Source organism: Gracilibacillus ureilyticus (assembly GCF_900111195.1).
GTDB classification, from domain to species: Bacteria; Bacillota; Bacilli; order Bacillales; family Amphibacillaceae; genus Gracilibacillus; species Gracilibacillus ureilyticus.
On the sequence record NZ_FOGL01000012.1, the window covers coordinates 46,691 to 60,621 of the forward strand.

Here is a 13,931-nt window from a genome sequence, read left to right on the forward strand (position 1 = left end):
GTCAATCCTTTCTTTACTTGCCTGTTCACTGTTTATAAAATAGGTGAAATCAGCCGGGATACCGATTCTTTAAACCGGATCCACAGCGGTCTTTTTTGGTATAAAGCATACGTGAGCTGTGTTACATGTTCCATATCTTTCTGAAACTCATCTACCAGTATTTCTGCAAGTGTCTCATTATACAAAAATGCGTTCACTTCGAAATTCAGACGGAAACTTCTCACATCTATATTCGCTGTTCCGACCGAAGCTATTTTTCCGTCTACTATTATCATCTTAGCATGCAAAAATCCTTTTTGATAAATATAAACGGTTGCTCCTGCTCTAAGCAATTCGCCAATGTATGAATAAGTAGCCCAGTAAACAAACGGGTGATCGGGCTTGTTCGGTATCATTATCCTAACATCAACACCTGACAAACAAGCAATTTTCAATGCATCTAACAGACTGTCATCAGGAATAAAATATGGTGTCTGAATAAACACATATTCCTTCGCGGACATAATCATCTTCATATATCCGTGCTTTATTTGTTCCCAGTCAGAATCGGGGCCGCTTGAGACAATCTGCATACCAATTCTCCCGGCAGGTCTTGTAGTGTAATAGCGTTCATGATAGTCGATGTCATTCCGTGAGGCCTGATTCCAATCAAGAATAAAACGGGTCTGCATGTTACTAACTGCACTTCCCACAACCCTGAGATGAGTGTCACGCCAATAACCAAACCGCTCATTTACACCCAAATATTCATCCCCAATATTAAATCCTCCGATATAACCAATTTCTCCATCAATAATAGCTAATTTGCGGTGATTCCTGTGATTAATCTTTAAATTTACTTTTGGAATTAATGGCGGGAAAAATCCTTCCACTTCCGCACCCGCCATACGCATTTTTCGAATCAATTTACGGCTTAGCTTTCTTGATCCCATATCATCATAGAGAAATCTTACCTTTACACCTTCCTGCGCTTTTCTCATTAAAACTTCTGCAAGCCGATTTCCCAAATGGTCAGACCTAACAATATAATAAACTAAATGGATGTGATCTTTTGCATTCTCCATATCTTCTATCAGTGAATTGAATTTCCGGTTCCCGTCAGTAAACACTTTCACATCATTATCCTGTGAGAAGATCGCATCATTGTTTCTTAAATGTAAGTAAAACAAATCTTCATATGAATGCATTCTTTCATCATTTACTTGAAACGTTTTTGACTCAATCTCTCTCAATTGATGCTGAACTGCAGTTTTTACACCAAGTTTACTCTTTGTATCCCATGTAAAAATTGTTTTATTGCTCAGTTTGCGGCCAAAAATCAAATATAAAATAAACCCAAAGACAGGGATGAAAGTGAGGACCATAATCCATGCCCAAGTTGAGGTTGCATTCTTTCTCTCTAAAAAAATGATCGCGAAAGATAAAATAATATTAAAAATTAAAATAAGGCTGATTACAAGCTGAAAGACCCCCATAAATTGCCCCCTTTCTCTCGTTTAAATATAGCACATTTTTCTCTATTATGAGCGATTAACAGCTTATTACTCGATAGACATAAAATTTTTGTCCTGTTTATTTTTTGGACACTTAATCTGTAACAGACCGTTATCAAATTTTGCTTTAGCCATATCCCTGTCAATAGTAAACGGCAATGTAACCGTCCGTTCCTTATTATGTGCCTTTCTTTCCTTTCTGTAATAATGATACGTCTGATCATACTGTTCGGTTTCCTCTTTATGTGTAACACTTATTGTTATTACATTCCCTAAAATAGCTAACTTAATTTGTTCTTTTTTGATTCCTGGCAGATCAAAGCTTATTATCCACTCATCATCTGTTTCTGCAATGTCAACTGGAATCCGTTCATATCCGCCTTTCGCATTGTCAAAAAACTGATCAATTGTTTCCATTATATTTCGTGCTGGCTTCTCATATAAAAAAGCATCAAGCTTTCTGATGAAATCCTCCCCCCAGCCTGATAAATGTTCCTTTCTCCTGTCTTCTTTGTTATTCATTTCTTCCACCCTCTTCTATTCATTTTTCTATAGTAGTCTATGCACCTGGAAAAAAGAATGGAATAGGTATTTTTCTATAGAGCAAATGGAACAAAAATGAATAGTTTCATAATTTTGATTGACGGACTATATATTTTCACTTATAATTATACTAATTTAATCGATAGACTCTTATTGAGAGAGGCAGAGGGACTAGGCCCGTCGAAGCCCGGCAACCGTCAGTTTGGAACATCCAAGGTGAAAAGGTGCTAATTCCTACAGGTGATTACCTGAAAGATAAGAGGAGGAAAAAAATCAACTACAACCTCTTCTTACATAGATAAGAAGAGGTTTTTTTACTACATATTAAATGGAGGCGAATTATGACACATTCATTCGATTTTACAGGAAATGAAACATCATTACTTCATGGCGGCCAGCAGGTTGATCCAACAACAAACTCACGTGCTGTTCCTATTTACCAGACAACTTCCTATGTATTCAATGACACAGAACACGCTCAAAATTTATTTGCATTAGCAGAGCCTGGGAACATTTACTCCCGCATTATGAACCCGACAGTAGATGCATTCGAGCAGCGCATAGCATTACTGGAAGACGGGGTAGCTGCTGTTGCCACTTCATCAGGGATGGCAGCGATTACGCTGGCAATTCTGAATATTGCCCATTCAGGTGACGAAATCCTTGCTGACAGCAACTTGTATGGCGGAACTTATAACTTATTTAACAAAACGTTACCAAAGTATGGAATTGATGTGAAATTCATTGACGGCACAGATCCGGAGAATTTCCGCACTGCGATCACACCTAAAACAAAAGCAATTTTCGGTGAAGTTATCACAAATCCGAGTTTAAATGTTTTCGATATCGAGGCTGTTGCAGATATCGCACACGAAAATGGTATCCCGTTAATTATTGACAATACATTTGCCACTCCTTACTTATGCAAACCTATTGCATGGGGTGCTGATATTGTTGTTCACTCTGCTACAAAGTGGATCGGCGGACATGGTACTAGCATTGGCGGTATTGTTGTTGATGGCGGCAGATTTAATTGGAACAGCGACAAATTCCCTGGATTCACAGAGCCTGATGAGACATATCACGGCATTCGCTTTGGTATCGACATCGGACCACCTGCTTTTGCAATTAAATTCCGTGTACAATTATTACGGGACATCGGTGCATGTCTAAGTCCTCAAAATGCTTTCTATTTCTTACAGGGACTGGAAACATTACACTTGCGTATCGAGCGCCACAGTGAAAATACGAAAAATGTAGCAGAATACCTAAATAACCACCCACAAGTAGAATGGGTGAATTATCCAGGATTAGTGAACCACCCTTCTCATGAACTTGCGAAAAAATATTTACGTAATCACTTTGGTTCAATGATTACTTTCGGTATAAAAGGTGGAAAAGATGCCGGCCGTGAACTTATTAACAACATCAAGTTATGGTCACATGTAGCGAATGTTGGTGATGCGAAATCATTAATTATTCATCCGGCATCGACAACTCATCAACAACTAAACCCGGAAGAACTGCAGGCATCAGGAGTTAGTGAAGAGCTTGTACGTCTTTCTGTCGGAATTGAAACAGCTGAAGATATTATACAAGACCTCGATCAGGCGATTGCAAAAGCAACAAATAGTGAACCAACTATAAAAGCAGATGCTGAAAAAGCAGTAGCATGGGCACTTTCTTCACCATTCGCCCGTGAGGATGGCGGTATCCGACCGAAAAACATTGCTGTAATCGGGTACAGCGAGGAAGCTGCAAACACTGTTTCTAAATTACAGAAACAAGGCTTCCATATCACACCAATCAGTGATCAGGAAAGCAGTCTGTACGGTGTTTCTACAGTAAGCAACCCTTCTGATATAGAAGGAGAAATTGATATTACTTTAGTAGTGGATGCAAGCAATGCAAGCTTAGTTTCCGAAAAATCAAAAATTGTCTGGTTCAGAAACGAGGCAGATAACGAAATTAAGAAGAAGGCGGAACAGAACGGGCAAATTATAGTTGAAAACCGTTGTCCATATCAGGAGGCTGACCGCTTACGCCGAGGAGAATAACCTCCTTTCATCATTATGTTATTTATCTCCCCAAGATAAATATATAGAACTACCGTGAACCATTTGATGGTTCACGGTTTTTCATATTTACGCCAGCTAGAGACTGTGATACAATACATATCATTTAAAAAACAGAGGAACACAGGTTTTCTCCTGTCGTGAAGATTACAATATAACATGTTTCCCCTCTTTATTGCATAGATTATAACATTATCGTAACGTGTGAATAATAAAGAAGAAGGGTATAGTTTTTACAGAGAAACAACCTCGGTTAGACTACAAATGAAGGTGTGGACAATGAACAAAAAAATTATCATCACTATTTTTATTTTACTTATTGTATGTGGAGCAATTTTTCTTACCATAAATTTTAATAAGCAGGATAACCAGAACAGCAGGCAAACAACATCAGTGGATAATCCTCCAGAAACTAGTGAACAGGAACTTAATATAGAAGAGAAAACTACGAATGAAGAAACCGTTTCAGAAGAGCAGACTGAAACAGCTGACGACGAAATAGATAACATTGGTGAAACAGTGAAAGATGTGGTGATTGATGCATTAACATTTTTCAAAAAGGATACACATATTGTGGCAATTGGAGATTCATTGACTCAGGGTGTCGGTGATGAGACAGAAAGCGGCGGATATGTAGGCGTCCTTGAAGAACATTTTGACAATGAAGATGTTAAGGTGACGATAGACAATTTTGGAAAACGCGGTAATCGAACAGATCAATTGCTAAAACGTCTGGAGAATGAAGAGATTGTTTCATCCATTCAGGATGCTGATATTGTGCTTATAACAATTGGGGCAAATGATATAATGAAAATTCTAAAAGATAATTTTATGGATCTAACAGAAGAACCATTTATAGAAGAAAGAGGCCCATATAAAGAACGTATTGACCAAATCCTCTCAAGAATATTGGAGATACAACCTGAAACAGATATCTACCTGCTCGGTTTTTATAATCCATTTGAAAAATACTTTAGTGATATTGAAGCATTGGACAATATTCTAACGAGATGGAACAATGAAAGCCAAAATGTTGCAGGCACTTATGACCAAGTAACTTTCATACCAATGCAGGATATCTATGAAAACAGATCTGAAAACATGTATGCGGAAGATAATTTCCATCCGAACAGACGGGGTTATGAAGAAATGGCAAAGCGAGTCTGGTCCTATTTGCAAAATAATGAAGACTTAGTGACTAACTAGAAGGTGATTCAGATGAAGGAGACACGTCGAAAAAACTGGAAGAGAATGTTTGTCATATTAGCCACAATAAATGTTACGATTGTTTTGGCAATAATATTATTAATCATCTGGCCAGTTTCCAGTGAGGAATATCCAGACAAGCAATATATTGAAGAAGAAGCAGGGGCAGAATTCGTAGTACAATCGAGCAAGGAAAACCTGACCCAATTAGTAAATGAATATATTGATAAACTGTTAAAAGATAAAAATGACCAATATGCGATAAGTCTTGACGAAGCAGTTCATCTCATGGGAACAATTGAAGCATTTGATACAGAAGTGCCTGTAAATATCACCTTTGAGCCTGTTGTTCAGCAGAATGGGGATGTCCTTCTAGAATCAACAGAAATGTCATTAGGCCTGCTGAGACTGCCGAAAGATAAAATATTAAAATATGTGGACGATAAGATAAATACCCCTGATTGGGTAGTCATTAACCCGAAAGAAGAAAGTATTTATATCGCACTGACACAAATGGAATTAAAGAGTAACTTTAAGGTGAAAGTTCAACAGTTTAATTTAGCTGAAGATCAACTGAGTTTTCGCATTAAGATTCCTAATGAAACTTTGGGACTTGATTAATGAACGCTAATGAAGGAGGTATCCTTTTTCCCTCCTTCTCTTCTTTTTTCTGTTATTTTATAATCCCCTGCTGATACGCGTAAACGGCAGCCTGTGTTCTGTCTTGTACCTGCAGTTTGCTCAATATGTTACTAACATGTACTTTCGCTGTCTTTAACGCGATAAAAAGTTCATCGGCAATTTCCTGATTTGTCTTTCCTTGAGCAATTAACAGAAGGATTTCCATTTCCCGGTTTGTCAATGTATCATGTAACGTCGTTTCATTTGACTTCCGGAAATTTTTCATCACTTTAGCTGTTACTTCTTTTTCCAAAACAGATTCCCCTCCGTATGTATCCCTTATAGCTTGTGCAATCACATCTGCTTTAGATGTTTTTAAAATATAGCTGGTAGCACCTGCTTCCAATGCGGGATACACTTTATCGTCATCAATAAAACTCGTAACGATTAATATCTTTGCTTCCGGCCATTTCTCAGTAATCCTTTTTGTTGCTTCGATTCCATCCATTTCTTCCATAACAAGATCCATCAATATAATGTCTGGACGGAGATCCAGTGCTAAATCTACCGCTTCTTTTCCATTTTCTGCTTCTGCAATTACATCGATATCGTTCTGTGTTGACAGAAATGCACTTACGCCAATTCGAACCATTTCATGGTCATCTACGAAAAGAACTTTTATCATCTTCTTCCTCCTCTATCATTGGCACACGGACTTCGAGGCGTGTTCCTTCTTTAGGGATACTTACTAAATGGATGTGTGCTCCTATTTCTGCTGCTCGCTCATACATATTGGATATTCCGTAAGATCCTGCTTTTTTCTCATTTAATTCAAATCCCCTGCCGTCATCCTTCACACGTAAAATAACAAACCCGTCACGTTCAATCAGAATAGTATCAATTGTCTCCGCCCTAGCATGGCGCAGCGCATTTGACAAAGCTTCCTGTAATATACGGAACAAATGATCTTCAATCCCTTTATTCACAATTACATCCTCTACATTCCAAGTTATATGAACAGATACTTTTGCTTTTAGTTCCTGCAGTAAATTTTCCATTCCTTCTTTTAACGTATTATCTTTCAGCGGTACTGGTCTTAGATGAAGCAGCAATGCACGCATCTCTAACTGTGCCTGCTGAATCATTGACTCAATTTGTCCCAATTGCTTTGTCATCATTTCATTTCCATCTATGTTGCTTGCATTTACTGCAGAAACCAGCATGGACGCTGCAAATAATTCCTGGCTGACAGAATCATGCAGTTCTCTGGCAAGCCGATTTCTTTCTTCTGAAATCACCTTATTTAATTTATTTTCCTGGTCTTGTGTCCGTTCATCAATCAGCTTCTGGGTCCGTTTAGTCTGCTGCTGAATATAGTCACGTACCTCTTTCAGCTTCTGGTTGATTACATCAATCTCGTCAAAACCCGGATTTTCCATAAATGTTTGATTTTTCATCAGCATTGTTAAACTTTGTTCAAGAAAAATGATTCGTTTTCGTACAACATGAGAGCAGATTAAACCAATCATCAATCCAAACAATAACGCCATTGTCGGTACCATAAAAATAAATGGTACTTCCAGCACTTTAACCTGCCAAAGTAATTTCCAGTCACTGATAGGAAAAGCCAGATAAAAGAGCAAACAAATCATTAAAAGAAAGATAAATGTTAACAAAATGCTGGCAAAAAATAAACGTTTGCCTATTTTCATCCCCTTCTCACCTCAAGCTTTCCTATCAGCACCTGAGTGAAAATCTTAACTTTTTGCGGAGAGTCTTTATATCCTTCTGATTTAAAATTAATACTTTTATTGAACGCATTTGGCTCCTGGTAATGCATAATCGAAACATCACCATATAATACCGAATGCTCTACAGCAATTTCAATATCATATGGAACGATAATCGTAATATTTCCGATTAGCTGCCTTATTACTATTACTGATTCTTCCTCTGGTAAAACTGTATTATTCAAATCAATTGTAATGTCACTGACAACTTTCTGCAGATTCATATCATGCCATGCAAAAGGTTCATCGCTGCCCTTATTCAACGTGCCAAACCAGTTATTTTTATACGCAGTGCCTTCCTGCCCAAAATTACTGGAAAATTGCGGAATAATTACTTTTTCACTTCGCTTTGGTTTAGACTGGTACCATTTCCATCCTAAATATATAATGACTGCTAATAATAAAAACCTGACAGCAATTGTATCAATAACTATGATAAAAAGGGAGAACATACTTCCCCAGAAAATGGACTTCCCGCTTGTTTTATAATAATTTTTCCTGCCGTAGAATATAGCGATAAGTGCTAATAAAACAATAAACAGGAGGCCTGTATCAATAAAAATAAATTCAATAACAAATAAAATACATCCAACTATTAGCAAAAGACGTATGATATCTGTAGTTTCAAACTTAGACATTAACTTAAACCCCCTGTAACTGAACTCTCGCATAATTTTCAAACGGCTGGCATTAATAAGTAATCAATTAAGGTGCAGTTTTTTTACCTGCACCCTTTTAGAATATCACGTTTTCAGTTTAAGTTAGAAGCTTTTTTTTCCAAATCAGCAAATCTTGCATCAAGTGTGTGTAAGCGATATTCTGAATGAACACGCTGTTCAATTCTTTCTATATAACTTTCCAGTTCCGCGAATTTGGAGGCACTTTTAGAGATCAATTCTGTTTCCAGCACTTTATTCATACCTCGCTTCGTTCTGGCTATATTCTCACGGCTTTTAAGTTCAAGACGTTTTACATATAGATCTTTCAGCTTCTGCTTCATTTGAACATACTTTGTTTCTAATGTTTCCAGATCTTTTATCGATTGACTTTCCATAACTTCCAGTTTATTCACTCTTGCTTCAAACTGGTCCAGTTCAGATTTCGCTTCACTTGCCAAATCGTGTTCTTCCATTGATGTAGCCAGTTCTAATTGCTTTTTGCGTTTTTCTACCATTAATCTTGCTTGTGCTAATTCCCTTGAAACATCGTATTTTATTTCATATTGTTTTTCCACTAAGTGCTTTATTTTGTTTACCTCATGCTCACATTCGCGAATATACTGGTTAACATGTGCAATTGGATTCTTTTCTTCCTTCTGGTCCATAATCTCATGCAAATCTGCCATTACTGAATCTTTAATACGTGTAAATAAATTTGTCATTTAGATCCTCTCCTTCAAATTAAAGTTTTTCCCAAGTTAATTCACTTTGTGTATAGTAATTGCTTTCTTTTTCCTGTTTCCACTTTTTATATGTGTAATAAAGTACCACTAAAGCTGCAACACCAACTAATGCAGGCAAATTGGATAATGAAATTGAGATACCAAACAGGATAACAATCGCCCACCAGACTCTTGACCCGGTTGTTTCTGCAAGGATAAATTTCTTCACACCGTAGTACGCAATTGCCACACTAATTACCAGCATGATCATTGGTCCTACATTTGCCAGCAGAGTGATCCCTGCTATTACTGTTAAACAAATGAGTAAGAATGTTTTCATTTATGTTCCCTCCTTCCATAACTCTATGATATCTCGTCTTCAGAGATTTCATAACAGGCTGGAGATTTAACTTTCGCTAAGACTTTAGGCTTATATGTGTAAATATTTCTTGTGAAAATTGCTTTTTCCATAAAAAACGTGGATCTCTTGTCGTGAGATCCACGTTCCTTAACTATTCAAATAATGAAGGTAAAAATAAGGATACTTCCGGAACATAGGCTACAAGCAGAACAACGACAATCATTGCACCGTAAAACGGCAGCATCCCTTTCGAAGCTTTTTCGATCGATATCCTCCCAATGGCGGAGCCGACAAAGAGAACAGATCCTACTGGTGGTGTAACTAAACCAACAGCTAAACAAATAATCAGTAATACACCCCTAATTAAAAAAGAGTACTAATGTAAGTACTCTTCCAGTTTAACTGTATAATCTTTTCCAAGGTGTAACAGTTACTTCACATACACCTTGCTTTTGCAGATAGTGGGCTAAGTCTCCATGATATATTAAAGTTAACTGTTGCCACTCTTTCAGATCCTGCGGTTTCGTTAAACATGCCGGCTTTGCGTCTGTATACACTCCTGCTTCTCTCAACATTGTTGCAACAAACTCTGAACAAAAGAAAGCTCGTTCTCTCTGCCATTCCAAGTTTAGTAATACACCCACCAGTCCAAGGAGATTATATCTGTATTGGTCTGTTTCAGTTTCCATTTTCTTGACCCGTTCCATTAGGAGATGATAAGTATCTTCTGTTATGGAAAGCTGGTAGATGGCACATGTTGCTTTACTAAAGAAAGGTGCACGAACGTCTTCCTTTACAAACCCTCCACTTAACGGATTATACGGCTGCCTCCGCCCGAAACTGTAGACTTCTGTCAATTCCTCATTAAAGCTGATGGAAGCATGATTCAGCTTGGATTTCGTAAATAAATTGATCATCCTCGAAAAAACAGTTCCTGTATCGGTGAAAAGAAGATAAACTTTTCTAATTTTCACTCTCGCCACCCCTTGTATTCATATCTAACCATTCCAATTTTTCAGCATCTTTACCACTAATGAACAAGGATGACTGAGATATCGGGTTTTATATACATTTATATTTGGGAAAAAATGCAATAAATAGTGTATTTTAAATATAGTATACTTTTTGTGCAAGCGCAAGGTAGTATTGAACCTTTTTATTGATAACACAAAAAAAAGCACCCTGAAAGGATGCTATTGCACTTTTTCAATATAATTATTTTCAAATTGTCTGCTACTTTTTGGAACTTCTTCCTTCTGTATTTCCACTTTCACCTTTTTAACCCGGCGATTTGTAACTTCATCTACACTTACTTTAAGAGGACCATAGTGGAATGTATCTCCATTTGTCGGAATAGCCTCAAAATTCTCAATAACCCAGCCTCCAAGCGTATGATAGGAACTGTCAGGGGCAGGTACGTTCATTTTCTCAGCAAAATCATCTAATTGATACTGTGCATCAAATTTATAGACATTTTCATTAATCTGGGAAATGGAAATTGTTTTTTCATCTTGTTCATCCCATATTTCACCAACGATTTCTTCCAGTACATCTTCTAATGTAAGTAATCCTGATGTACCGCCAAATTCATCCACTACAATTGCCATATGCACTTTTTCTTTTTGCAGCTGTGGCAGTAGTGTTGATATTTTCATTGATTCCACAACAAACAGAGGATCTCTTAATAGTTCACGAACATTTACATCTCCGTATTTAATTACATGAGTCAAGAATTCTTTTTCTGATAGAATACCGATAATATTATCAACACTGTCTTCATATACCGGAATCCTCGAAAACCTTTCTTCAAAGAAGATATTCTTAATCTCATCAATTGGCTGTTCGATATTAATTGCAATCATATCTATTCTTGGTGTCAATATTTCACCAGCAATGGTATCATCAAAATCCATTGATCGATGTATTAACTGACGTTCCTCTTTATCAATAACGCCCTCTTCTTCACTAATATCAAGCATTACCTTAATTTCCTCCTCCGTCACAGATGGAAGCGGCTCATTTTTCGCAAAAAGTTTAGATGCTAATATTTTTAGTTTAACGAAAAGGAAGTTAATTGGTGTCAGCAATTTAATTAGTATGAAAAGAATGCCGGATATAGTTAAAGTGTAGGATTCAGCATGCTCCTTAGCCAGTGACTTTGGAAGTATTTCACCAAAAATCAGTATCAATATTGTCATAATTACGGTACTGATAACCAGCGCCATATTCCCGCCAAATAACTCATTCGCTAATGTAGCAGAAATACTTGATGCAGCAATGTTAACAATATTATTACCAATTAAGATGGTTGATAATGTGTTATCAAAATGTTCGGCCATATGAAGCGCATTTTTACTGCCCCTCCTGCCCTCATCTACCAGATTCTTTAACCTGATTTTATTGACACTCGAAAAAGCAGTTTCAGCTGATGAAAAGAAAGCTGACAAAAAGATTAATGTTGCTAAAATAATAATCGAACTCAGAGGTATATCGTCCAAAAAAGTTCACTCTCCTAAATAATTGTTTTATTTTTACAGGTACCGTTTACAAATACCTAACTAGAGAATAGCACTAGAGTTTTTATTAAGTCAATGGAATGTGAATGGAGGCGTTTCTTCATTTCCGCTTTTTCATCCTGATCAATTTTTTCCATCCAGTCATATATTTCCACAAGCTCATCTCTTAATACATTCATTTGCGAAGTAATTTGTTCGGTTTGTTTTGATATATTATCTATATCTAATTTATTTGCTTTCATTAATTCTATTTTTTGTTTAATCTGTTCTAAAGGTAAATGCATTTGCTTGCACTTTTCGATAAATTTCAAATCCTCTATCACTTCTTCCGGATACAATCGATAATTAGAAGCAGATCTGACACAATCTAACAGACCTATTTTTGTATAATAATCTATTGTCCGTTTAGACAGCTTTGTTTTTTTTGCTAACTCTCCTATTTTATATGCCTTCCCAATGTTATCACCTCTATGTCATTATAATTGATTAATCGGAAACTGTACAGTATAACGTTATGCTTTTCATTCGAATATTATGAGCATATTTTTTCCATGGTCATTATTTTATTTGTTACAATTTTCCTGTATTATAAATTAAAATACGATGGAGGGTGCAGATCTTTATGAAGAATCACGTCCAATTAGGGAAATCCGGTCTTTATGTCAATCCGGTTGGCTTAGGGGCTAATGCAGTTGGCGGCCACAATCTTTATCCTAATTTAGATGAAGAACAGGGCATGAATGTTGTTAGACAAGCATTAGAAAATGGCATCAATTTTATTGATACTGCCTACATTTATGGACCTGAGCGTTCTGAAGAATTAGTAGGAAAAGTAGTGAAGGAAAGCGGTTCGAGAGATAACGTCATTATCGCTACAAAGGCTGCACATAAAATTGCAAATAATGAAACCATCATTGATAATTCACCGCAATTTTTGAAAAAATCTGTTGAGCAGGCACTGCAGCGTCTCCAAACAGATTATATCGATTTGTTCTATATCCACTTCCCTGATGAAGATACACCAAAGGATGAAGCGGTTGGGGCTCTCAAAGAATTAAAAGATCAAGGTAAAATCAGGAGTATCGGTGTTTCCAATTTCTCGCTGGACCAGTTAAAAGAAGCAAACAAAGATGGCTATGTTGACGTGATTCAGTCTGAGTACAATTTATTTAAACGTCAAGCGGAAAAAGACTTACTTCCGTATACGGCTGATAATAATATTTCTTTTGTACCATATTTCCCGCTTGCATCAGGCTTATTGGCTGGTAAATATGATGAGAACACGACATTTGATGATCTTCGTGCCAATGATCCGCTGTTCCAGGGAGAAACATTTAAGCAAAACCTGAAAAAAGTGGAGCAATTAAGACCGATCGCCAAACAAAAGAATGTCGAGCTTGTCCACCTTGTACTAGCCTGGTATTTGACCCGTGACAGTATTGATGCAATTATTCCTGGCGCGAAACATGCAGACCAGGTCATAGACAACTTAAAAACATTAGATGTTCATTTAACAGAAGATGAGATAGATCAAATAGATGATATCTTTAAATAAGACATAAGAGGCTGAAACTGGAAAATTAAAAAAAAAATGGTTCCGAGCAATAAAAATCGCTTGGGACCATTTTTTTGTTGTTGTATTTCCTTTTTTCATTATCATTTTGCACTATCCTCGGCGGTATAATACCTCTAGACCACCTCCGAACGACTTCGCTCAAATTTTTCCGGGCGCCATGACTTTCAGACCACCTCCGAACGACTTCGCTCACACTTTTCCTGACGCCATGGCTTTCAGCGACCCTCCGAACCACTTCGCTCAAATTTTTCCGGGAGCCATGGCTTTCAGCGGCCCTCCGAACCACTTCGCTCAAATTTTTCCGGGCGCCATGGCTTTCAGACCTCCTCTGAACCACTTCGCTCACACTTTTTCAGGCGCCATGACTTT

15 protein-coding genes and 1 riboswitch are annotated in these 13,931 nt (G+C 37.2%); of the genes, 4 read left to right on the forward strand and 11 right to left on the reverse strand.

Annotated features, from left to right (window positions below; translation table 11 throughout):
- Positions 1–32 precede the first annotated feature (32 nt).
- Together cls and BMW36_RS12205 are read right to left on the reverse strand one after the other, a co-directional pair.
- On the reverse strand, positions 33–1,475 hold the full coding sequence (cls, locus tag BMW36_RS12200; RefSeq protein WP_089741499.1) for a cardiolipin synthase: 1,443 nt from the start codon (positions 1,473–1,475) through the stop codon (positions 33–35).
- A gap of 66 nt (positions 1,476–1,541) precedes the next feature.
- Positions 1,542–2,015, reverse strand: coding sequence for an Hsp20/alpha crystallin family protein (locus tag BMW36_RS12205; RefSeq protein WP_089741501.1), 474 nt, complete (start codon positions 2,013–2,015; stop codon positions 1,542–1,544).
- 168 nt (positions 2,016–2,183) lie between these two features.
- Positions 2,184–2,298: riboswitch (SAM riboswitch) on the forward strand.
- 79 nt (positions 2,299–2,377) lie between these two features.
- Between BMW36_RS12205 and BMW36_RS12210 the strand changes: the two genes are divergently transcribed.
- From BMW36_RS12210 to BMW36_RS12220, 3 genes are all read left to right on the forward strand, one after another.
- On the forward strand, positions 2,378–4,093 hold the full coding sequence (locus BMW36_RS12210) for a PLP-dependent aspartate aminotransferase family protein (RefSeq protein WP_089741504.1): 1,716 nt from the start codon (positions 2,378–2,380) through the stop codon (positions 4,091–4,093).
- Between the two features lie 297 nt (positions 4,094–4,390).
- Positions 4,391–5,317 (forward strand): SGNH/GDSL hydrolase family protein, encoded by a 927-nt coding sequence (locus tag BMW36_RS12215; protein WP_089741506.1) that lies wholly within the window; start codon positions 4,391–4,393, stop codon positions 5,315–5,317.
- Positions 5,318–5,329: 12 nt separating this feature from the next.
- On the forward strand, positions 5,330–5,938 hold the full coding sequence (locus BMW36_RS12220) for a YpmS family protein (protein WP_089741508.1): 609 nt from the start codon (positions 5,330–5,332) through the stop codon (positions 5,936–5,938).
- Between the two features lie 52 nt (positions 5,939–5,990).
- Here the strand turns inward: BMW36_RS12220 and BMW36_RS12225 are convergent, their stop codons facing one another.
- The 9 genes from BMW36_RS12225 to BMW36_RS20745 all read right to left on the reverse strand — a co-directional run bounded on the left by BMW36_RS12225 (position 5,991) and on the right by BMW36_RS20745 (position 12,444).
- Positions 5,991–6,623, reverse strand: coding sequence for a response regulator (locus tag BMW36_RS12225; protein ID WP_089741510.1), 633 nt, complete (start codon positions 6,621–6,623; stop codon positions 5,991–5,993).
- The gene (locus tag BMW36_RS12230) at positions 6,598–7,650 is read right to left on the reverse strand and encodes a sensor histidine kinase (RefSeq protein WP_089741512.1); all 1,053 of its coding nucleotides are present in this window, start codon (positions 7,648–7,650) and stop codon (positions 6,598–6,600) included. Before BMW36_RS12230 ends, BMW36_RS12225 begins: the two co-directional genes overlap by 26 nt.
- The gene (gene liaF / locus BMW36_RS12235) at positions 7,647–8,366 is read right to left on the reverse strand and encodes a cell wall-active antibiotics response protein LiaF (protein ID WP_175480448.1); all 720 of its coding nucleotides are present in this window, start codon (positions 8,364–8,366) and stop codon (positions 7,647–7,649) included. The genes BMW36_RS12230 and liaF overlap by 4 nt, the downstream gene beginning before the upstream one ends.
- Positions 8,367–8,479: 113 nt before the next feature.
- Positions 8,480–9,109 carry a PspA/IM30 family protein gene (locus BMW36_RS12240; protein WP_089741515.1) on the reverse strand — a complete coding sequence of 210 codons (630 nt, stop codon included), beginning with the start codon at positions 9,107–9,109 and terminating at the stop codon, positions 8,480–8,482.
- 19 nt (positions 9,110–9,128) lie between these two features.
- Positions 9,129–9,449 (reverse strand): lmo0954 family membrane protein, encoded by a 321-nt coding sequence (locus tag BMW36_RS12245; RefSeq protein ID WP_089741517.1) that lies wholly within the window; start codon positions 9,447–9,449, stop codon positions 9,129–9,131.
- Between the two features lie 172 nt (positions 9,450–9,621).
- Complete coding sequence (locus tag BMW36_RS12250) at positions 9,622–9,834, reverse strand: TRAP transporter large permease subunit (RefSeq protein WP_342707265.1); 213 nt, start codon at positions 9,832–9,834, stop codon at positions 9,622–9,624.
- A 34-nt stretch (positions 9,835–9,868) separates the two neighbouring features.
- Positions 9,869–10,444 carry a hypothetical protein gene (locus BMW36_RS12255; RefSeq protein ID WP_089741520.1) on the reverse strand — a complete coding sequence of 192 codons (576 nt, stop codon included), beginning with the start codon at positions 10,442–10,444 and terminating at the stop codon, positions 9,869–9,871.
- A 219-nt stretch (positions 10,445–10,663) separates the two neighbouring features.
- Positions 10,664–11,968 (reverse strand): hemolysin family protein, encoded by a 1,305-nt coding sequence (locus BMW36_RS12260; RefSeq protein WP_089741522.1) that lies wholly within the window; start codon positions 11,966–11,968, stop codon positions 10,664–10,666.
- A gap of 56 nt (positions 11,969–12,024) precedes the next feature.
- Entirely contained in the window at positions 12,025–12,444 is a 420-nt protein-coding gene (locus tag BMW36_RS20745) for a MerR family transcriptional regulator (protein WP_089741524.1), read from the reverse strand.
- Positions 12,445–12,608: 164 nt separating this feature from the next.
- Here BMW36_RS20745 and BMW36_RS12270 point away from each other — a divergent pair, with 164 nt between their 5' ends.
- Positions 12,609–13,541 carry an aldo/keto reductase gene (locus tag BMW36_RS12270; RefSeq protein ID WP_089741526.1) on the forward strand — a complete coding sequence of 311 codons (933 nt, stop codon included), beginning with the start codon at positions 12,609–12,611 and terminating at the stop codon, positions 13,539–13,541.
- Positions 13,542–13,931 lie beyond the last annotated feature (390 nt).